Below are 18944 nucleotides of genomic sequence, written 5' to 3'. Positions count from 1 at the left end.
TCGTGGAGCTCAACAACGAATTCCGGGTCGCGGTACCTGCGGCGAAAACCTGGGAGGTACTCACCGACGTCGAACGAGTCGCCCCCTGTCTGCCCGGGGCCACCCTGCTGAGCGTGGACGGTGACGACTTCACCGGTGCGGTCAAGGTCAAGGTCGGCCCGATCACGGTGTCCTACAAGGGCGATGCCACATTCCAGGAGAAGGACGCCACGGCGCAGCGGGTCGTGCTCAAGGCCAACGGCAAGGAGACCCGCGGCAACGGCACGGCCTCGGCCATCGTGACGGCCCAGCTCAAGGACGAAGGTGATGCCACCTTGGTCGTGGTCACCACCGATCTGGCCATCTCCGGCAAGGCCGCCCAATTCGGCCGCGGCGTGCTTGCCGACGTCTCGGGCAGCCTGATCGACCAGTTCGCCAAGAGCCTGGAGGCCGAGCTACTCGGTGGGGCTTCAGCGTCGGCTACCGAAACCGGCTCCGCCGGAGCCACATCCGCGCAGGCGCCGCAAGAGGCCGCCCCGATCAACGCGCTGGCCCTGGCCAAGATGATGGCGGTGCCGATGGCCAAACGCTTCGCCCCGGCCATCGGGGCCGTCGCGGCCGCGGGTGTGCTCGGGTTCCTCATCGGCCGGGCCGGGGGCAAGAAGCGTACGAGCAGCGGTCTTACCACCGAGGATCTGCACGCCGCGCTGCTCCGGTTGGTGTCATGAAACCCGCCCCCTTCGCGTATCACCGGCCCGCCACGGTCACCGAGGCGGTGTCCATGCTCGGAGAGTTCGGCGAGGACGCCAAGATCCTGGCCGGCGGGCAGAGCCTGGTGCCGATGCTGGCCATGCGCCTGACGCACTTCGAGAACCTGATCGACATCTCCCGACTGTCTGAACTCAACGACATCGCATTGCAGGGCAACGAGGTTCGGATCGGTGCCGCCACCCCGCACGCGATGGTCGGCCTGGACGACGAGATCGCCGATTCGGTCCCGCTGCTGACCATGGCCACGCCGCACATCGGCCACTTTCAGATCCGCAGCCGCGGCACCCTGGGCGGTGCGATCGCACATGCCGATCCCGCGGCCGAGTACGCGGCTGTCGCACTGGCGCTCGACGCGACCATCGAGGCCACGTCGTCGCGCGGCACCCGCCAGATCCCGGCCACGGAGTTCTTCACCGGCCTGTGGGAAACCTCGCTGGCCTCCGACGAGATCCTGACCGCCGTGCGCTTCCCGGTGGCATCGGGACGCAGCGGGTTCGGGATCGCCGAATTTGCCCGGCGCCACGGCGATTTCGCGATTGCCGGCGCCGTCATCGGATTCGAACTCGACGAGGACGACCGGATCACCCACTGCGGCATCGGCCTGCTCGGGCTCGGCTCCACGCCGCTGCGCGCCACCGCGGCCGAGTCTGCGGTGCTCGGCACCCCGATCGGCGGCGTCACCGCCGAGGAGATCGGCCGGCTGGCAATGTCCGAACTCACCGACATTCCTTCCGACCTGCAGGGTTCAGCGTCCTACCGGGCGCGGGTCGGCGCCGCCATGGTGTCCCGAGCCTGGACCCAGGCAATCACGCACGCCACCGAGGAGGCCCTCAATGCATGAACTGCCGGTTGCGCTCTCAGTCAACGGGCGTGACTACCAGGACGTGGTCGAACCGCGGGTGACGCTGGCCGATTTCCTGCGGGACAACTGCGGCCTGACCGGTACCCACCTCGGCTGTGAGCACGGGGCCTGCGGCGCCTGCACGGTCCTGCTGGACGGGCAGGCGGTCCGATCGTGCCTGGTGTTCGCGGTTCAGACCGACGGCCAGGAGGTGACGACGGTCGAGGGCATCGCCGGCCCGGACGGCGAGCTGTCCCCGGTGCAGTCCGCCCTCAAGGAATGCCACGGCCTGCAGTGCGGCTTCTGCACCCCGGGATTCGTCACCTCGATCACCGCGTTGCTGCGCGACAACCCGGACCCCACCGATGAGGAGATCCGGGAGGGGCTCTCGGGCAACTTCTGCAGGTGCACCGGCTACCAGGGCATCGTCAACGCCGTGCACCGGGCCTGCGATCACGCCGAGAATGCCGCCGAGCTCAAACCTCTAGCTCAGCAATGACTTTCGCGATGCGTCGGGATCGGGTCTCAGCGGCCTTGGCTCCCTGAACCGCCGTGACGTGTGCTTTCTGCTTGCTGTAGGACAGGCGCTCCCACTTGGCGGCGGTATCCGCTGATCCCGCCAGGGCGGCCCGCAGGTCATCGGGTACCTCCACGGTGCGCGGCTCCGTGTCGACCGTCAGTTCCACATCGACGGCATCGCCACCACCGATACCGGACTCGTTGCGGCGCTCGGCACTGAACGGAATCAGGAACTTGCCGCCCATCGGCGCGATCGTCGAGCGGTACCGGTAGCCGTTCACGTCGACCACGACTGCTGGGCGCTTTCCTGCCCCCAGCGCCTCCACCACGTGAGCGGGCACCTCGATCCCGGTGTTGTTACCCATCAGGAGCATTTCCGTCGAGAACTTCATGATCCCTCCCGCCACCCAACCTAACCGGTACAAGTGGAGGGATGAAGATCGGTTTCGTCGGACTGGGCAACATGGGCGCGGCCATGGCCGCCAACCTGATCAGGGCCGGACACGAGGTCACGGTGTACAACAGATCGCCCGACAAGGTGACCGCGCTGGTCACCGAGGGTGCGCACCCGGCAGCGGAGGTGGCCGACGCGTGCCGCGGCGACGCGGTGATCACGATGCTGGCCGACGACACCGCGGTGGAGGCAGTCACGTTCGGGGACAACGGCATCCTTGCGGAGCTGGCTGCCGGCGCCGTGCACGTGTCGTCGTCGACCATCAGCGTCGCCCTCGCCCAGCGGCTCACCGATGAACATGGCGGAGCCGGCCAAGGCTTCGTGGCCGCCCCGGTGTTCGGACGCCCCGAGGCGGCAGCGGCGGCCAAACTGTTCGTCGTGGCGGCCGGCGCCCCTGCGGCCGTGACGACGGTGTGGCCGATTTTTGATGCGATCGGGCAGCGCACCTTCGTACTCGGCGAGGACCCTCAGGCCGCGAACCTCGTCAAGATCAGCGGCAACTTCCTGATCGCCTCGGTGATCGAATCCCTCGGTGAGGCAATGGCACTCGTGGGCAAGGCCGGGGTGGACAAACAGCAGTACCTGGAGTTGTTGACCTCGACGCTGTTCGACGCGCCGGTGTACCGCACCTACGGCGGGTTGCTGGCCCGCGAGGAGTTCAGCCCGGCGGGTTTCGCCGCCCCACTCGGTCTCAAGGACGTCAAGCTGGCGCTGAGTGCCGGTGAGGAGCTACAGGTGCCCCTGCCCGTTGCGAGCCTGCTGCGCGATCGCTTCCTGACCCTGCTGGCCACCGGCGGCGGCCGGCTGGACTGGTCGGCAGTGGGCGCGCTGAGCGCGTGGGAGGCCGGAGGAAAACCTCCGGCCTAGCTCCCTACTCTGCGGCGACGACGCCACGCAGGCCGTCGGCGCCGTACAGCGGTTCCAGCATTCCCGAGATGTCGGGGCCGCGGCGCAGGCTGTGCCCACCGTCGACACCGATGGACTGACCGGTGATCCAGCCCGCGGCGTCGCTCAGCAGGAATACCGCCAGGTTGGCGATGTCCTCGACCTCACCGAACCGCGGCATCGGCGTGCAGGCTTCGTAGTCGTCGCGGGCTGCCGGGAGTTCGAAGACAGGGCCGACCATCTCGGTCCGGGTCAAGCCGGGACGGATGCTGTTGAACCGCACCGAGGACGGCCCGAGCTCGTCGGCGGCCAGCTTGAGCAGATGATCGAACGCCGCTTTGCTCACGCCGTACGCGCCGAACCACCGGTGGGTGTTTGTCGACGCGATCGATGAGATGCCGACGAACGAGCCGCCACCTCCACGGACCATCTCCCGGCCCGCGTGCTTGATCAGGTACATCGTGCCGTTGACGTTCAGGTCGACCGTCTGGCGCCACAGTTCGGAGTCGATCTGGGTGATCGGCCCGATGGTGAGCGACCCACCGGCACTGTGAACCACACCATGCAGCTGGCCATGCCAGGCAGTGGCCGCATCGACCGCGCGGCGAACCTCGTCCTCGTTGGTGACATCGGCAGGTTCGTAACGCACCGATCCGCCACCGGTACCCAGCCCTGCGTTCAACTCGTCAACAGCCGCACTCAGCTTGTCGGCATTGCGCCCGACCAACAATGCGTTACCGCCGGCGGCGACGATGGCAGCCGCGGCACCCTTGCCGATGCCGCTACCGCCACCGGTGACCAGGTAGGTGCGATCCTTCAACGACAGTTCCATTTCACTCATCCTTATGGTGTATCGCGTCGGGCCGGTTTCGGGGCCCCCAACGTCCGCCAGTCGGGAACATCGGGCGGCATACCGACCGGCCAGCGGTTCTCATTGACCGACGCCCAGTGCGCGTGCCCGAGTTCGTGAATGTGGAATGCATGGCGCAGCGCTTCGGTGAAGCCCATCGCGTCGCTGGCCGCGTTGACAGAATCCTTGACCAGCAAGGCCGCCATCGTCGGTCGCTCGGCGATGCGCCGTGCGAATTCCAGTGTCTTGTCTTCGAGTTCGTCGCGGGCGAAGACCTTGGACACCATGCCCAACCGGTACGCCTCATCGGCGTCGATCGAATCGCCGGTCAGCAGTAGCTCTTTGGCCTTGCGGGCGCCGAATTCCCACGGGTGGGCGTAGTACTCGACGCCCGGCATCCCCATCCTTACGCCGACGACATCGCTGAACTTCGCGTCATCGGCGGCCACGATCAGGTCGCAGGCCCAGATCAGCATCAGGGCTGCGGAGATCGCGTTGCCCTGCACCTGGGCGATGGTGATCTTGCGCAGATCACGCCAACGCCGGGTGTTCTCGAAGTAGAAGTGCCATTCCTGCAAGTAGGTTCGCTCAGCGACGCCGGCGGCGGTGGCGCCGTGGGAGCGGAACGTCGGATGCTGGGTGGGGCCCGGCTGACGCTCGGCCAACGCTTCTTCGGAACCGAGGTCATGGCCGGCCGAGAAGTTCTTGCCGCGCGCAGCCAGGATCACCACCCGGACCGCGTCATCGGCCTCGGCCCGGCCGAACGCCTCGTCGAGTTGCACCAGCAGGGTCCGCGACTGGGCGTTCTGCGCATGCGGACGGTTCAGCCAGATCCTGGCGATGCGGCCGTCATCGAGTGTCTCGTATTCGACCTGACGGGCTGCGTCATCGGGACCGGCCATATCGGACCACCTCTTAGTCAGGGTAAGTAAGTTACGAACTGCACATTACGTGTATCACGTAACCCGGCTCACACCGGTATCACAGCTACTATGCAGCGGCTTCACAGCACACCGGCCGACATGGCCGTACCTGAATCCTCCTCACAGCGATTTCCCCTTGTGGGGCGTAAAATACCGAAGGTAAGACGACGTCACGGACAACCGTGATCGGACCGCCGGGGCCGGGTAATCAGCAAACCTTTTCAGGCCCTCAAGAGAAAGCACGATAATGCCTGTCTCCCCGTCCAGAACCCGGCGCTTCGCCGTCGCGGCAGGCATCGCCGCAGCCATCGCAGCGGCCCCCACCCTGGCCGTCCTGTCGACACCGTCGCAGTCACTGGCCTCGTGCCCCAACGGGGAAACCGAGGACACGTTCACGAACGTGTGCGTCCCCGACATCGTGCCGAACTCCCCCGGCAACTTCAGCAGCGTCGCGGGCAACCCCGACCTGCCCGCCGTCAAAGCGCCCGACGGTGGCGGCTCCATCCCCTGCACCGGCGCCAACTCCGGCGAGTGCATCGGCCTGGCCGAAGAGCAGCAGGCCGAGGGACCGGAGCCGGTTCCGCAGTCGACGGTCGGCAGCAGCCCGACCGTGCACGGTTCCATCGGCTGACACAGCGCGACCGCAGACACCGCACAGTAAACCCTCAGCAGTCCTAGACTGCTGAGGTGAAATCGGTCGTGGTATCCGCCGCGCTTTCCGGCGTCGGCTGCGCGCTGTTCCTCCTGCTCGGTGCGCCCGTCGCTCAGGCAACCTGCACCTCAGGTGAGGAAGAGGACGTCTACACGACCACCTGCACCCCGTTCCTGGTGCCGAATTCACCGTCTCCGTTCAGCGGCATCCCCGGAAATCCGGACATCCCGGCGGTAAACCTGCCCGGCGGCGGCGGAGCCATCCCGTGCACCGGCCACAATGCCGGGGAATGCATCGGACTGGCCGAGGAAGACGAGTCCGAAGGGCCACAACCCATTCCGCGCTCAACCATCAGCGCCAGCCCCTAGCACTTCTGGAGCAGTTCCCCAGCTACCTCGTAGAAGCAATGCAGAACCTTCCCAGCTTCCATAGAATCCCTGCAACGAAACAATCGAATAACTAGAGAAAGCGTGACGATGGCGACCTTCCCGATCTCGATGCGACGACTGATCTTTGCCGGCGGATTTGCAGTCGCTGTGGCCGCCGCCCCAGCGATCGCCGCATTCTCCGTACCCGCGTCTGCCGGCCCGGCGATCGCCTGCCCGACGGGCGAAGAAGAAGACCTCTACACGGGCGTCTGTGTGCCGCACACCGTGCCGAACTCCCCCGGTAATTTCAGCAGCATCGCAGGCAACCCCGACCTGCCCGCCGTGAACGAGCCCGGTGGCGGCGGCTCCATCCCCTGCACCGGCGCGAACACCGGCCAGTGCATCGGCCTGGCCGAGGAACAGCAGGCCGAGGGACCTCAGCCGGTGCCCGAGTCGACCGTCGACAGCAGCCCGACCGTGCACGGTTCCATCGGCTGACAGCGTGGGGCGACCGGGGTACTCCCGGTCGCCTACAGTTGTGTCATGCCTGCGAAAACTGAAACCGCCGAGATCGAGGACGTCGAGCCGCTGGCCGACAGCACCGCCAGCCAGGCTCGCCGCGTCGTGGCGACCTACGCCACCGACGCCGACGAGTGCCGGATGTTCCTGTCGATGCTCGGTATTGGGCCCTCGAAAACCGAGGCGTAAATGAGTCCGGAGGGCGGCCCCGAAGCCGCCTCCGGTAACTCCGACTTCGTCGTGGTGGCCAACCGGCTGCCCATCGACATGGAGCGGTTGCCGGATGGCACCACGACCTGGAAGCGCAGCCCCGGCGGTCTGGTAACCGCACTGGAACCGCTGCTGCGCAAACGCCGCGGCGCGTGGATCGGCTGGGCCGGGGTTCCCGACAGCGGCGAAGAGCCCATCGTCGAGGAAGACCTGACGCTCTACCCCGTCGAGTTGTCCGCGCAAGATGTCGCGGATTACTACGAGGGGTTCTCGAACGCCACCCTGTGGCCGCTCTACCACGACCTGATCGTCAAACCCGTGTACCACCGCGCGTGGTGGGACAGCTACGTCGAGGTGAACCGGCGTTTCGCCGAGGCCACGGCCCGGGCCGCCGCACCCGGTGCCACGGTCTGGATCCAGGACTATCAGCTGCAGCTCGTCCCCAAGATGCTGCGCATGCTGCGTCCCGACGTCACCATCGGCTTCTTCCTGCACATCCCCTTCCCGCCGGTCGAACTGTTCATGCAGATGCCGTGGCGCACCGAGATCGTCGAGGGCCTGCTCGGAGCCGATCTGGTCGGCTTCCACCTCGCCGGTGGTGCCCAGAACTTCTTGGTGCTGGCCCGGCGGCTGATCGGGGCCAACACGACGCGCGCATCGATCGGTGTGCGGTCGCGCTTCGGCGAGATCTCCTACGGCTTCCGCACCGTCAAGGTCGGGGCCTTCCCCATCTCGATCGACTCCGCCGACCTCGACAGCAAGGCCCGCAACCGAGCCATCAGGCAGCGGGCCCGGCAGATCCGCGCCGAACTCGGCAACCCGCGCAAGATCCTGCTCGGCGTCGACCGGCTCGACTACACCAAAGGCATCGACGTGCGGCTCCGCGCGTTCTCCGAACTGCTCGAGGAGCACCGGGTCAAACGCGATGACACCGTTCTGGTGCAGCTCGCGACGCCAAGCCGCGAACGCGTCGAGAGCTACAAGGCGATGCGTGAGGACATCGAGCGCCAGGTCGGCCACATCAACGGCGAATACGGCGAGGTCGGGCACCCGGTCGTGCACTACCTGCACCGGCCCGTGCCGCGTGACGAGCTCATCGCGTTCTTCGTCGCGGCCGACGTCATGCTGGTCACCCCGCTACGCGACGGGATGAACCTGGTGGCCAAGGAATACGTGGCCTGCCGCAGCGACCTCGGCGGCGCCCTGGTCCTGTCCGAGTTCACCGGTGCGGCGGCCGAGCTGCGTCAGGCCTACCTGACGAACCCGCACCATCTCGAGGGCGTCAAGGATGCGATCGAGGCGGCGCTGGAGCAGAGCCCCGAGGAGGGCAGGCGTCGGATGAGGGCACTGCGCCGCCAGGTGCTGGCCCATGATGTCGACCGTTGGGCCCGCGCCTTCCTCGACGCACTCGCGGAGACCAAAGCGGGCTGAACCAGGCTAGACCGGGTTGATCGCGTTGATCAGCCAGTCCCCGCCGATCTTGCGGTAGTCGACCTTCAGCCGGCTGCCGTCGTACAACGGTTGGCGGGACTGGTCGGTCACCGTGCGGTTCATGTACACCAGCACCGATCCCGATTCGCGCTCTGCCGTCATCACACCGACACCGACGATGCTGATCTGAACCACGAGCTGGCGCTTTCGCGCCTCGGGGATCACCTTGGCGGTGGCGTCCTGCTCGAACTTCTCCCGGAAGTCCGGGGCGAGCAGCGGATAGGTTTCTATCAGGCTGCGCTCGACGGTCTGAAAATCGTAGCCGAACACCTTCGGGATCTGCGCGGCTGCCACCGCCGGCAACTCCGCCCTGGTGGCCTCCTGGCCGCGCTGCATCACACGGTTCCAGTAGAGCGAGCCACCGATACCGGCGAAGGCGACGAAAGCCACCGTCAGCAGGCCGATCAGCAGGGCAACGAACTTCGAGCGCATCAGTTTCCACCGTCTGGGTACTTGAGGTCGTATCCGGTCATGTGCCCGTTGTCGTCCTCGTGCACGATCACCCGCAACCGGTACGGACGGGTCGGAGAATTGACCCCGTCCAGGTTGGCGACCGTGACGCGCACCGCCACGAGCACCGACGCGTTCCCGGCGATGTCGTCCACCTTCTCCAGCGCCGCTCCGTTGACCACGGCTTCCGAGCTGGCCTGAGTATCACGGAACAGTGCCTTGAGGTTGTCAGCGTTGTTGCCCTGGCTCATCATGTCGCGCAGCGGGCCACTGGTGCCGTCGATGAAGCGGTTCACGCTCTCGTCGATGGTGTCCTGGGTGTAGCTGAACATGTTGATCGCGGTTTGCTTGCCGGTGTCGACGAAGCGTTCGTTGCGGGCCTGTAGGGCATCCACACCCTGCTGCTGATCGCGCATGACGTAAGCCAGCGCGCCCAGCGCCGCAGTCGCCACGCCCAGCACCAGGACCGTCACCAGCGCCACCAGGCCGCGATGGGCACGCCGCGGGGGCGGCGCCTTCAGCGGTGCCGGTTTCGACGCCCTGGGCGCCGTGCCGATCGATGAATCGACCAGCACGGTCGTTGTGTTCACCTCGTCGGCGGTCCCGGCCCCGGTCGGGCCGGCCGCCCTGGACGCGCGCCTACGCACCGGCCTCTGGTTCGAGGCCGTTTCTTCAGTCATTAAGCCTGCCTTGGATCCAGCATCAGATCTACCCAGGTCTCCGCAGGTGCCAGATTCTCGGCGCCGGCTGCATACACACCGGTGCCGCCATCGGCGTCAGCGAAAACCCCACTGTGCTGATCGTAGGTGCCCGTCGTCGGTGCGCTGGCCAGAGGTGGTGCCTCGGCCGGTAACGGCGCATCCGGAGCCGGAGCAGGAGCGGGTGCTTCCGCCCCGGGCGGGGCGGTCCGACCGTACGGCGGCACGATCTGGTCCGGCGGCGCGAAGTACGGCCACGGTGGCGGGGGCGTTCCCGGCGTGTTCGGCGGCACCGGCAGCGGGAACGGTGCGTGTGGGGCCGGTCCCGGGCCCGGTTCCACACCCGGCGGCAGCTGCACCACCGGCGGGCCCGGGTCCGGATCGACCTGCGGCGGGATGTTCGGGAACTTGTTGGGCGGCAGGATGTTGCGCCCGTCCTCGATCGGCGTTCCATAAGGCACTGGCGGGCCGCGCCACGGGTTCGTACCCACCGGAATGTAGCCCTTGGGGTCGCGGCACAACTGGATCGTGGGTGCCCGCTTGCCCGGGAACTCCTGGCACGGGTAGTTGCGCGCGCCACGCACCACGGACGGATCGTTCTGCGCGGTCTTGCAGTACATGTCGGTCGGCAGATCCCGCAGGGTCAGGTCCGCAGGGGACCGGGTCTGCGTCGGCGGCAGGAAGCCCGTCAGACACGGCGGCGCATCGCCGAGGTCGACCTTGAAGTCGAGCTTGCCGCCCTCGTCCGAGGGAACTCCGCCGGCCACCGTGTTCAGCGCGGCCATGAGGGCCGGGAAGATCACCAGCGCCTGCTCGAGCGACTTGCTGTAGATCACGCCGATCCGGCCGAAGTTGGCCAGGTTGGCCGCCAGCACCGGGAACGTCGGCCGGATACCACTGAACGCGGTATTGGCTGCCTCGGTGGCGCCAGGCACGGTCTTGAGGGTGGTGCGCAGCTGCGGGTCGGCCTTGTTCACCTCGCCGGTGAACCGGGCCAGCCCGTCGGCCAGTGAGCGGATGTTGTCACCGCTGCGCATCTGCGCTTCCAGGAACGGTCCGGCCTGGTCGATCAGCTGGGTCGTCTCCCCGGCGTTGGCGTTGGCCTCGTCGATGAGCAGGCGTGAGGACTGGATGAGCCGCGCGAGCTCCGGCCCGGATCCGTTGAACGCCTTGAAGCTCTCGCGCAGCAGATCCTGCAGCCGGCTGTTTCCGATGCTGCTGACCAGTGTGTCGGCCTCGTGCAGCATGCCGGCGATGTCCTGGCCGACCCGGGTGTTCCGCTGATCGATGGTCGCGCCGTTGCGCAACTTGTCGGTCGACGGTGAGTCCGACGGAATCAGATCGATGTACTGCTCACCGACCGCCGAGACGCTCTTGACGGTCGCGGTGACGTCACTCGGGATCGCCGTGCTGCTGTTGAGCTGCATCCTGGCGACCACACCGTCGGGAGCCAGGCCCACCGAGTCCACGCGGCCCACGGTCACCCCGCGGTAGGTGACGTTGGCGTTCTCGTAAATCCCGCCGCCGGCAACGAAATTGGCGTTGACGTGATACGTGCCGATCCCGACGGCAGCAGGCAGATGCAGATAGAACAGCGAAATCGCACCGACGGTCAGGACGGTGACGACCCCGAAGATCATCAACTGCATACGGGTAAGCCGGTCGATCATTACGGCTTCTCCTCATGCTGGGTGGCAGTTCCGACAGGAATCTTGAACGGGTCGGCGGCCTGTCCGGAGAGGTTGGCCATCTCACCGAGCAGCCAGTCCGGCGGGTTGATCACCTCGTTGAGGTGCTTCATGTTCGGGTCGAATCCGCCGGTGGTGAAGACCGACTCACCGAACCGGCGCAGCGTCAGATCGAAGGTGACGAACACGTTGAGGTAGTCGCCGCGGACCGCGTTGCGCAGGTACTTGTAGTGGAACGGGAAGGTCGGCAGGAACTCCAGGTCCTTAATCAAATCGTCGGCGTTGTCGTTGAACGCCTTGATCACCGGATAGAGATCCTTGATATCGGCAGCGAAATCGTCCTTGGTCTGAGACAGGATCCGCGAACCCACCTCGGCGAAGCCGCGCAACGCGGTGAACGCCTCGACGATGTTCGAGCGATTGTCGTTGAGCACCTTCAGCGCCCCGGGCAACGTGTCGAGCGTGCGGCCCAGGTTGTCCTTGCTGCGAGCCAGAATCGAGGAGAAGCGGTTGAGCCCTTCGGCCGCGGCGATGATGTCGTTGGTCTGCTGGTCCAGCGATGAGGTCAGCTCGGCCAGGCGTGGGATCAGCTCGGCGAAGCTTCCGGCCCGTCCTGCGACAGCGGCGTAGGCCTCATCGGTGATGTCCTGCAGCGCACCGAGATTACCCTTGTTGACCACCATGCCGAGCGAAGACAGCACTTCCTCGGTGGTCGGGTAGCGGCCCTTCTGCGCCAACGAGATGTTGGAGCCCTGCCGCAACTGTCCCTGCGGGGGCTCGTCGACCGGTTCAGAGAGCTGCACGTGCTGCGAACCCAGCAGCGAGGTCTGGGCAACGCGCGCCACGGCATTCGCCGGCAGCTTCACATCACCGTCCAGCGACAGCTGCACGGCCGCATAGAAGGTTCCGTCCGGGCGCTGCACGGCGTCCAGACCGGACACGCTGCCCACGGTGACGTCGTCGACCATCACCGGCGAGTTCTGCGGCAGGGTCGCCACATCCGGCAACTGCACGGTGACGGTGTAGGACCCCTTACCGTGCCCGGCGGTGCCCGGCATGTTCAGCGAGTTGAGCCCGCCGAACTGGCAGCCGGCCAGCAGCATCGCGCCGCTGCCGATCGCCAGCGTGCGGCCGCCGAACCGGGATGCCTTACCCCTCAATGCTTTACCCCTCATCATCCGCCGGCACCAGCCTCGGCAGGTGCGGGAGCAGGCGCGGCCTCAGGCCCTGGCGCGGGCGCCGGCCCCGGCCCCGGCGCGGGACCAACCCCTGTTCCGGGCGCCGGTGCGGGTGCATCCGGCGGCAGGATCAGCGAACTCAGCGTTGCGTCGTGCGGGATCTGCGGCGGCGTCACGCCAGGGTTGTTCTGCCACTGCAGGTACGGCACCGGCGTCTCCGACTTCGCCTCGGTCTGCGGGGTGTCGTACTGGATCTGCCCCTTGTAGGCGGTGATGCTGTTGACCGGGTGGAACAGCACCGGCGGGTAGTTCATCGTGATGCGTCGCAGCACGGGCCCCATCCGCTGCCGGCAGATCTCGGCGCGCTTGTAGTTGTCCGGGTTGGCACCGATGTCGAACGTGCCACCGCAGATGAACTGCACCGGGTTGGCGAAGTTGGGCAGTGACAGCAGACCACCGACGGTGCCCTGGGCCGGGTTGTAGATGTTGTAGAAGTTGGCCAGGCCATTGGGTGTGACGTGCAGGATCTGCTCGATGTCGTCGCTGTGATCGGTGATGATCTGGGTGAAGTCGGCGAGCTTGCCCACCTGGGCGATCAGCGCATCGTTGTTCTGGTTGAGGAAACCACGGACATCGCCCAGCGCCTGGTTCAGGGTGGCCAGGGTCTGATCGAGACCGTTGGAGCTGTCGGCCAGTACCTGCGACACCGACGCCACATGATTGGTGAACTGCACAATCTGCTCGTTGCTGTTGGACAGCGCGTTGACGAGCACCTGCAGGTTCTTCACCGTGCCGAACAGATCGGTACGCGAATCACCCAACCGGCCCGCAGTCTGGGACAACTCACGCAGCGCATTGCGGAAGGAGTCACCGTTGCCGTCGAACGTGGTGGCCGCTTGATCGACGAACGCCGCGATCGGGCCCTGGACCGAGTTGGCCTGCGGTCCGAGTTGCGAACTGAGCTGGGTGAGCTGCTCCTTGACCTCGTCCCACTCGACCGGGACTCCGGTGCGGTCCAGTCCGATCGACGCGCCGTCGGCGATCACGTCGCCTTCGGTGTAGGCCGGCGTCAGCTGAATGAACCTGGCCGACACCAGGTTCGGCGAGAGAATCAGAGCCCTGGCATCGGCGGGAACCTTGATGCCCCGATCGAGCGTCATCTCGATCTTGACGTCCGAGGGCCGCGGCTCGATCGAGTCGATCGTGCCCACCGGCACGCCGACGATCCGCACCTCGTCGCCGGGGTACAGCCCGACTGCGTTGGTGAAGTACGCCGTGAGCTTGGGGCCGGTCCGCGACGGCCACACCTGGTACACGCCGACGGCGAGAACAGCCAGCAGCAGGACAGCCAGCCCAATCCGCAGCCACCGGTTGCGACCGGACACCGAATTCTCTTGTGTCATGGCGATTTCGGCCTAACGATCGTGCGTTCGGAGATATATCCGCGCAGCATGTCAGCGAGACTGTCGGGCAGCTTCCCTGGCTGGAAGTAGGTATCGAGCAGGACCTCGGACATCGACGCGGGGGGCAGGCCGTACAGGTTGATGTTGAAGCCCGGACCGTTGCCGACCACCTCGGCAAGCGTCGTCGCATACGGTGGCAGCCGCTTCAGCGCCTCGCCGATGTGCTCTTTGCGCTCCAACAGGTTGTCCATCACCAGGTTGAGCTTCTCGAGCGCCGGCTTGAATTCCTTGCGGTTGTCGGCGACGAATCCCGAAAGTTGTTTGGACACATCGTCGATGCCCGCGATCAGGTTGCTCAGCGCCTGTCTGCGCTCGTCGAGAGCGGCGAACAGCTGGTTGCCGTCGGTGACCAGCTGGTTGACCTGCCCGGCGCGTGAGGCCAGCAGATCCGACACCCGCTTGGCGTGCGCCAGCAATCCTTCGAGAGCCTCGTCACGCTTGTTGATGCTGCGCGACAAGTTGGCCACCCCGTCCAGCGCACCGCGCAGCTGCGGCGTGGCGTCGCGCAGTGTGTCGGTCAGTGTCGTGAGGGCCTGCTCGAACTTCGGCTTGTCCAGTTCGGAGACGTTCTGGCCGAGATCCTGCAAGGCGGTGTTGAGCGTGTACGGAGTCGTGGTGCGCCCCAACGGGATCACCGTCGAGGTCCCGCTGCCCTTCGGCGTCACCGAGAGCGACTTCTGCCCGAGAACGGTTTCGGTCTTGATCGCGACCAGCGATTGATCGCCGATCTTGATGTTGCGGTCCACCGTGAAACTGACCTTGGCGGTGTCGCCGGCCAGCGCGACTCCGGTGACCTTGCCGACGGCGATGCCGGAGACATTGACGTCGTTGCCCGGGTCGATCCCGCCGGCGTCGCTGAAGTACGCCTCGTACTTCTTGCCCTGTGGGAAGAACGGGAGCCCGGTGTAGCCGAAGGACACCAGCACCACGCACACCACCAGGGCGATCCCGAATATCCCGGTGCGCAGTGCCGTGTCGCCATCGCGCCTAGCCATTGTCCGAACACCTCCCCTTGGACGGATCCGGCGGACCGCCGAACGGAATCAGAAGGTCGCTGCCTGCTGGACCGTTGAGCTTCATCCGGATCGAGCAGTAATAGATGTTGAAGAACGAGCCGTAGGCGCCAAGTCCGTTCAGCCGCAGGTAATTCTCGGCGAGCGGCTCGATGACCTTGTTGACGTCGGCCTTGCGTTCGTCGAGGCGCTGCGCCAGCGGGCGCGCGTTCTCGATGACGGCCTGCAGCGGGCGACGCGACTTGTCGAGCATGTCGGTCAGGTCGTTCTCCGCCGAGGCCAGCGGCGCGATCGCACCGGCGATCGGGTCTCGCCCCTCGGACAAACCGGTTATCAGCTTCTGCAGTTCGTCCACACTGGTGTCGAACTGGGTGCCCTTCTCATCGACCGTCCCGAGCACCGTGTTCAGGTTGGTGATCACGTCGCCGATCAGCTGATCTCGAGCGGCCAGGTTCTGGGTGAAGGCACTCGTGCTGGTCAACATGTTGGCCAGCGCACCGCCCTGGCCCTGCAGCAATTCGATCACCGCGTTGGAGATCTCGTTGACCTTGTTGCCGTCGAGGCCCTTCATCACCGGGCGCAATCCACCCAGCAGCGCATCGAGATCGAGTGCCGGCTGGGTGTTCTGCTGCGGGAGGGTCGAGCCTGGCGGAAGCTTGCGCAATTCGCCGGGGCCCGAGGTGATCTCGAGATACCGGTCGCCGACCAGGTTCTCGTAGCGCACCTTGGCCTGGCTCGACGTGTAGAGCTGGTAGCGCTTGTTGACCAGGAACCTCACGTCGACGGTGTTGTCCGCGTTGAGCTTCACGTCCTTGACGGTGCCAACCGGCACACCCGCGATACGGACGTCCTGGCCTGCCTTCAACCGTGAGGCCTGGCTGAACGTGGCGTGGTAGCCATTCTCGGAAGCGAACCGGAATTCGCCGAACACCACGACCAGCATCGCCGCCACCAACAGCATGGCGATGGTGAAGATGCTGACCTTGAGCAAGGTCCGGTCAGAACGCGCGTTGGACGCCATCAGAAGCGATCCCTCTCCGCGAATGCGCCGTTGAACAGGAACTGCAGCGTCGCCGGGGCGTCGAACTGCACCTCTGTGTTCGGCTGGAACGGCACGTAGGCGTTGTCGGTCACCAGGAAGGGCGCGTGGTACCAGCTGCCACCGAATTGCTTCGACGGCATGTCCGGCAGGCCACGGCAGTTGGGGCCGCCCGACGCGTTCACGATCGGCAGGCTTTCCGGATAGGTGTACGCGGGGGCGCCGGGCAGGAAGTTCGACGACACGAACAGACCTGGCCGGATACCACCGATGATCGGCGCGAATCGATCGACACCGATCGACACACCCTTAAGCACGCAGCCGAACTCGGGTGAGTAGTCGCTGGCCACTTTCAACGGGGCCCGCAGCCGCTGAATGGCGGCGATGTAATCGTCAGCGGCCGGCTGCAGGGTCGCGGTGCCGTTGTTCGCCAACCCGGTCGCGGCCAGCAGCGTGGCGTTGAGGTTGGTCTTCTCGTCGACGATGGTTTTGTTGAGGGCAGGCACGTTGTCGACGATGCGGGCCAGGTCCGGTCCGGCGTCACCGTAGATGTTGGCCACCGCGGCTGCCTTGGCGAAGTCGTCCTGCAGCGTGGGTAACTTCGGATTGATCTGCTGCAGATAGCTGTTGAGCCCCGACATGGCCGTGCCCAGATCGTCGCCGTGCCCTCGCAGGCCCTCGCCCAGGGCGCTCAGCGTGGCGTTCAGGCTGACCGGGTCGATCTTGTTGAGCACATCGGACAGCGTCTGGAAGAGGGTGTTGACCTCCAGCTGCACGTCCTTGGCAGCGACAGTGCTGCCCGGCCGCAGCGACGTCGGCTGCGGCTGTGCCGGCGTCAGGAATTCCACCGACTTCGCGCCGAAGATCGTGTTACCCGCGATCCGCACCGTGGCGTTGGATGGGATGTACCGCATCTCGCCGCGGTTGATGGACAGCGTCAGCTTCGCCTCACCACCGGCATACGCGATGTCGGTGACCTTGCCGATCTGGATGCCCCGGTACTTGACCTTGGCGTCGCGGTCCATGACCAGGCCGGCCCGCGGCGCGGTCAGGCTGACGGTGTCGGTCGGCGTGAACGCTGCTGTGTAGGACAGGTAGGTGAAGACCACTGCGGCGGCCACGATCGCAGCGAGGATCGCGGCGGCGATCCTGACGTGACGACGGTGCTTGGAGGGTGCGTCTGTCATAGAAGTTCCTGCCACCTACCCGGAAAGGTTGAAGTTGCCGGACGCGCCGTAGACGGCCAGGGAGATGAACAGCGTGATGGTGACGACGACGATCAGCGAGGTGCGCACGGCCTGACCGACCGCGATGCCCACGCCGACGGGCCCACCGGAGGCGTTGTAGCCGTAGTAGGTGTGCACGAGCATCACCGCGATAGCCATCACGATCGCCTGGAGGAAAGACCACAACAGGTCACTGGGTATCAGGAAGGTATTGAAGTAGTGGTCATACAGACCGGCTGACTGGCCGTTGATGAACACCGTGGTGAACCTCGCGGCGAAGAACGCGGCCAGCACCGACAGGGAGTACAGCGGCACGATCGCGATCAGGCCGGCCAGCAGCCGGGTGGAGACCAGATACGACACCGCGTGGACGGCCATCGCTTCGACGGCGTCGATCTCCTCGGCCACCCGCATGGCGCCGAGCTGGGCGGTGGCGCCCGCGCCGATGGTGGCCGCCAAGGCGATACCGGCGATCACCGGTGCCACGATGCGCACGTTGAGGAATGCCGACAGGAAGCCGGTGAGGGCCTCGATACCGATGTTGCCCAGCGACGAATACCCCTGCACCGCAATCACACCGCCGGAAGCCAGGGTGAGGAAGGCCGCGACGCCGACGGTGCCGCCGATCATCACCAGGGCTCCCGCGCCCATGGTCATCTCGGCTACCAGCCGGATGGTCTCCTTGCGGTAGCGGTTGACCGCGTTGGGCAGGTACCGCATGGTCTCGCCGTAGAACAGCGCCTGTTCGCCGACGTTGTCGACGATCTTGGGCACGCCGCGGAACAGCCGGCGGAAGCGGAGCGTGGCGTCATAACTCATCGCACAAGCACCCGGACCCCGATGGCCGTCATGATCACGTTGATCACGAACAGGCAGATGAAGGCGTAGACCACCGTTTCGTTCACTGCGTTACCGACACCCTTCGGGCCTCCTTTTACGGTCAACCCGCGGTAGCACCCGACCAGCCCGGCCACCACGCCGAACAACAGCGCCTTGATCTCGGCGAGCACCAGCTCGCCGAGCCCGGTCAGCACGGTCAGGCCGTTGATGAAGGATCCCGGGTTCACGCCCTGCAGGAACACCGAGAAGACGTAGCCGCCGGCCAGACCGATCGCGCAGACCAGGCCGTTGAGCAGCAGGGCCACGAAGGTCGAGGCCAGCACGCGGGGTACGACGAGTCGTTGGATCGGATCGATGCCCAGCACCCGCATGGCGTCGATCTCTTCGCGGATGGTCCGGGCGCCCAGGTCGGCGCAGATCGCCGTGGCGCCTGCGCCGGCCACCACCAGCACGGTCACGACCGGGCCGAGCTGGGTGATGGTGCCGAAGGCGGTGCCTGCGCCGGACAGGTCGGCGGCACCGATCTCGCGAAGGAGGATGTTGAGCGTGAACGCGACCAGAACCGTGAACGGGATGGCGACCAGCAGGGTCGGCACGAGCGAGACCCGTGCGATCATCCAAGTTTGATCCAGGAACTCTTTGAACTGGAACGGTCGACGGAAAGTCTTGGCGAAGGTGTCCAAGGACATCTCGACGAAGCCGCCCACGGCCCGGGCCGGAACCGCAAGCTGTTCGATCAACCTGGGCTCCGTTCTCGGGGTACTTAGGGTAAGGAAATTTCGCGGAAACTCGAGTTAGCGAAAAATTGACGGCCACATGTCGTGGCTGCCCTCCCACCCCTTGGTCTTATTGCGCTCTTAGTGAGCCGGATCATATTAACTAGAACA

22 protein-coding genes are annotated in these 18944 nt (G+C 66.0%); 9 read left to right on the top strand and 13 right to left on the bottom strand.

Going from position 1 to position 18944, the window contains the following annotated elements:
• Positions 1–2 precede the first annotated feature (2 nt).
• From AB0I14_RS18705 to AB0I14_RS18695, 3 genes are read left to right on the top strand one after another with little or no spacing between them, the layout of a single operon-like run.
• Complete coding sequence (locus AB0I14_RS18705; protein WP_358024595.1) at positions 3–707, top strand: SRPBCC family protein; 705 nt, start codon at positions 3–5, stop codon at positions 705–707.
• The gene (locus AB0I14_RS18700) at positions 704–1591 is read left to right on the top strand and encodes an FAD binding domain-containing protein (RefSeq protein WP_358024592.1); all 888 of its coding nucleotides are present in this window, start codon (positions 704–706) and stop codon (positions 1589–1591) included. The genes AB0I14_RS18705 and AB0I14_RS18700 overlap by 4 nt, the downstream gene beginning before the upstream one ends.
• Positions 1584–2090, top strand: a complete 507-nt coding sequence (locus AB0I14_RS18695; RefSeq protein WP_358024590.1) for a (2Fe-2S)-binding protein — start codon at positions 1584–1586, stop codon at positions 2088–2090. Before AB0I14_RS18700 ends, AB0I14_RS18695 begins: the two co-directional genes overlap by 8 nt.
• Here the strand turns inward: AB0I14_RS18695 and AB0I14_RS18690 are convergent.
• Entirely contained in the window at positions 2068–2502 is a 435-nt protein-coding gene (locus AB0I14_RS18690) for a YdeI/OmpD-associated family protein (protein WP_358024587.1), read from the bottom strand. The genes AB0I14_RS18695 and AB0I14_RS18690 overlap by 23 nt on opposite strands.
• Before the next feature lie 41 nt (positions 2503–2543).
• Here AB0I14_RS18690 and AB0I14_RS18685 point away from each other — a divergent pair, with 41 nt between their 5' ends.
• Positions 2544–3431, top strand: coding sequence for an NAD(P)-dependent oxidoreductase (locus AB0I14_RS18685; protein WP_358024584.1), 888 nt, complete (start codon positions 2544–2546; stop codon positions 3429–3431).
• Positions 3432–3435: 4 nt separating this feature from the next.
• On the opposite strand, the gene AB0I14_RS18680 is transcribed toward AB0I14_RS18685, so the two are convergent.
• Complete coding sequence (locus tag AB0I14_RS18680) at positions 3436–4281, bottom strand: SDR family oxidoreductase (RefSeq protein WP_358024581.1); 846 nt, start codon at positions 4279–4281, stop codon at positions 3436–3438.
• 11 nt (positions 4282–4292) lie between these two features.
• Positions 4293–5201, bottom strand: a complete 909-nt coding sequence (locus AB0I14_RS18675; protein WP_358024578.1) for an enoyl-CoA hydratase — start codon at positions 5199–5201, stop codon at positions 4293–4295.
• Positions 5202–5469: 268 nt separating this feature from the next.
• On the opposite strand from AB0I14_RS18675, the gene AB0I14_RS18670 reads away from it, so the two are divergent.
• From AB0I14_RS18670 to AB0I14_RS18650, 5 genes are all read left to right on the top strand, one after another.
• The gene (locus AB0I14_RS18670; protein WP_358024575.1) at positions 5470–5853 is read left to right on the top strand and encodes an intersectin-EH binding protein Ibp1; all 384 of its coding nucleotides are present in this window, start codon (positions 5470–5472) and stop codon (positions 5851–5853) included.
• 104 nt (positions 5854–5957) lie between these two features.
• Positions 5958–6242: a hypothetical protein gene (locus AB0I14_RS18665; RefSeq protein ID WP_358025462.1), complete on the top strand. Its 285-nt coding sequence runs from the start codon at positions 5958–5960 to the stop codon at positions 6240–6242.
• A 108-nt stretch (positions 6243–6350) separates the two neighbouring features.
• Positions 6351–6740, top strand: coding sequence for an intersectin-EH binding protein Ibp1 (locus tag AB0I14_RS18660; RefSeq protein WP_358025460.1), 390 nt, complete (start codon positions 6351–6353; stop codon positions 6738–6740).
• Positions 6741–6785: 45 nt separating this feature from the next.
• Entirely contained in the window at positions 6786–6950 is a 165-nt protein-coding gene (locus AB0I14_RS18655) for a hypothetical protein (RefSeq protein ID WP_358024572.1), read from the top strand.
• Positions 6951–8402, top strand: a complete 1452-nt coding sequence (locus tag AB0I14_RS18650) for a trehalose-6-phosphate synthase (RefSeq protein ID WP_358024570.1) — start codon at positions 6951–6953, stop codon at positions 8400–8402.
• A 6-nt stretch (positions 8403–8408) separates the two neighbouring features.
• Here the strand turns inward: AB0I14_RS18650 and AB0I14_RS18645 are convergent, their stop codons facing one another.
• From AB0I14_RS18645 to AB0I14_RS18600, 10 genes are read right to left on the bottom strand one after another with little or no spacing between them, the layout of a single operon-like run.
• On the bottom strand, positions 8409–8894 hold the full coding sequence (locus AB0I14_RS18645) for a mammalian cell entry protein (RefSeq protein ID WP_358024567.1): 486 nt from the start codon (positions 8892–8894) through the stop codon (positions 8409–8411).
• Entirely contained in the window at positions 8894–9592 is a 699-nt protein-coding gene (locus AB0I14_RS18640; RefSeq protein WP_358024564.1) for a mammalian cell entry protein, read from the bottom strand. Before AB0I14_RS18640 ends, AB0I14_RS18645 begins: the two co-directional genes overlap by 1 nt.
• Positions 9592–11280, bottom strand: coding sequence for an MCE family protein (locus tag AB0I14_RS18635; protein ID WP_358024562.1), 1689 nt, complete (start codon positions 11278–11280; stop codon positions 9592–9594). Before AB0I14_RS18635 ends, AB0I14_RS18640 begins: the two co-directional genes overlap by 1 nt.
• Positions 11280–12476 carry an MCE family protein gene (locus AB0I14_RS18630; protein WP_358024559.1) on the bottom strand — a complete coding sequence of 399 codons (1197 nt, stop codon included), beginning with the start codon at positions 12474–12476 and terminating at the stop codon, positions 11280–11282. The genes AB0I14_RS18635 and AB0I14_RS18630 overlap by 1 nt, the downstream gene beginning before the upstream one ends.
• Entirely contained in the window at positions 12473–13879 is a 1407-nt protein-coding gene (locus tag AB0I14_RS18625) for an MCE family protein (protein WP_358024556.1), read from the bottom strand. Before AB0I14_RS18625 ends, AB0I14_RS18630 begins: the two co-directional genes overlap by 4 nt.
• Positions 13876–14934 (bottom strand): virulence factor Mce family protein, encoded by a 1059-nt coding sequence (locus tag AB0I14_RS18620; RefSeq protein WP_358024553.1) that lies wholly within the window; start codon positions 14932–14934, stop codon positions 13876–13878. The genes AB0I14_RS18625 and AB0I14_RS18620 overlap by 4 nt, the downstream gene beginning before the upstream one ends.
• Positions 14927–15973: an MCE family protein gene (locus AB0I14_RS18615; protein WP_358024550.1), complete on the bottom strand. Its 1047-nt coding sequence runs from the start codon at positions 15971–15973 to the stop codon at positions 14927–14929. Before AB0I14_RS18615 ends, AB0I14_RS18620 begins: the two co-directional genes overlap by 8 nt.
• On the bottom strand, positions 15973–17178 hold the full coding sequence (locus AB0I14_RS18610) for an MCE family protein (RefSeq protein ID WP_358024548.1): 1206 nt from the start codon (positions 17176–17178) through the stop codon (positions 15973–15975). Before AB0I14_RS18610 ends, AB0I14_RS18615 begins: the two co-directional genes overlap by 1 nt.
• Before the next feature lie 15 nt (positions 17179–17193).
• A complete protein-coding gene (locus AB0I14_RS18605; RefSeq protein ID WP_358024545.1) occupies positions 17194–18036 on the bottom strand; it encodes an ABC transporter permease in 843 nt (280 codons plus the stop codon).
• Positions 18033–18797, bottom strand: coding sequence for an ABC transporter permease (locus AB0I14_RS18600; protein ID WP_358024542.1), 765 nt, complete (start codon positions 18795–18797; stop codon positions 18033–18035). Before AB0I14_RS18600 ends, AB0I14_RS18605 begins: the two co-directional genes overlap by 4 nt.
• Between the last annotated feature and the right edge of the window lie 147 nt (positions 18798–18944).

Origin of the sequence: Mycobacterium sp. NPDC050441 (genome assembly GCF_040655355.1) — a bacterium.
Classification (GTDB): domain Bacteria; phylum Actinomycetota; class Actinomycetes; order Mycobacteriales; family Mycobacteriaceae; genus Mycobacterium.
The sequence above is the reverse complement of the archived record's forward strand: the minus strand, read 5'-3'. Positions and strand labels throughout refer to the sequence as shown.

Bases quoted from the DNA above. Each gene is read 5' to 3' on its own strand.
- AB0I14_RS18700 (WP_358024592.1), top strand. From the start codon at position 704: ATGAAACCCGCCCCCTTCGCGTATCACCGGCCCGCCACGGTCACCGAG.
- AB0I14_RS18635 (WP_358024562.1), bottom strand. From the start codon at position 11,280: ATGATCGACCGGCTTACCCGTATGCAGTTGATGATCTTCGGGGTCGTC.
- AB0I14_RS18645 (WP_358024567.1), bottom strand. From the start codon at position 8,894: ATGCGCTCGAAGTTCGTTGCCCTGCTGATCGGCCTGCTGACGGTGGCT.
- AB0I14_RS18695 (WP_358024590.1), top strand. From the start codon at position 1,584: ATGCATGAACTGCCGGTTGCGCTCTCAGTCAACGGGCGTGACTACCAG.
- AB0I14_RS18690 (WP_358024587.1), bottom strand. From the start codon at position 2,502: ATGAAGTTCTCGACGGAAATGCTCCTGATGGGTAACAACACCGGGATC.
- AB0I14_RS18655 (WP_358024572.1), top strand. From the start codon at position 6,786: ATGCCTGCGAAAACTGAAACCGCCGAGATCGAGGACGTCGAGCCGCTG.
- AB0I14_RS18640 (WP_358024564.1), bottom strand. From the start codon at position 9,592: ATGACTGAAGAAACGGCCTCGAACCAGAGGCCGGTGCGTAGGCGCGCG.
- AB0I14_RS18685 (WP_358024584.1), top strand. From the start codon at position 2,544: ATGAAGATCGGTTTCGTCGGACTGGGCAACATGGGCGCGGCCATGGCC.
- AB0I14_RS18625 (WP_358024556.1), bottom strand. From the start codon at position 13,879: ATGACACAAGAGAATTCGGTGTCCGGTCGCAACCGGTGGCTGCGGATT.
- AB0I14_RS18605 (WP_358024545.1), bottom strand. From the start codon at position 18,036: ATGAGTTATGACGCCACGCTCCGCTTCCGCCGGCTGTTCCGCGGCGTG.
- AB0I14_RS18620 (WP_358024553.1), bottom strand. From the start codon at position 14,934: ATGGCTAGGCGCGATGGCGACACGGCACTGCGCACCGGGATATTCGGG.
- AB0I14_RS18660 (WP_358025460.1), top strand. From the start codon at position 6,351: ATGGCGACCTTCCCGATCTCGATGCGACGACTGATCTTTGCCGGCGGA.
- AB0I14_RS18670 (WP_358024575.1), top strand. From the start codon at position 5,470: ATGCCTGTCTCCCCGTCCAGAACCCGGCGCTTCGCCGTCGCGGCAGGC.
- AB0I14_RS18615 (WP_358024550.1), bottom strand. From the start codon at position 15,973: ATGGCGTCCAACGCGCGTTCTGACCGGACCTTGCTCAAGGTCAGCATC.
- AB0I14_RS18680 (WP_358024581.1), bottom strand. From the start codon at position 4,281: ATGGAACTGTCGTTGAAGGATCGCACCTACCTGGTCACCGGTGGCGGT.
- AB0I14_RS18610 (WP_358024548.1), bottom strand. From the start codon at position 17,178: ATGACAGACGCACCCTCCAAGCACCGTCGTCACGTCAGGATCGCCGCC.
- AB0I14_RS18650 (WP_358024570.1), top strand. From the start codon at position 6,951: ATGAGTCCGGAGGGCGGCCCCGAAGCCGCCTCCGGTAACTCCGACTTC.
- AB0I14_RS18630 (WP_358024559.1), bottom strand. From the start codon at position 12,476: ATGATGAGGGGTAAAGCATTGAGGGGTAAGGCATCCCGGTTCGGCGGC.
- AB0I14_RS18675 (WP_358024578.1), bottom strand. From the start codon at position 5,201: ATGGCCGGTCCCGATGACGCAGCCCGTCAGGTCGAATACGAGACACTC.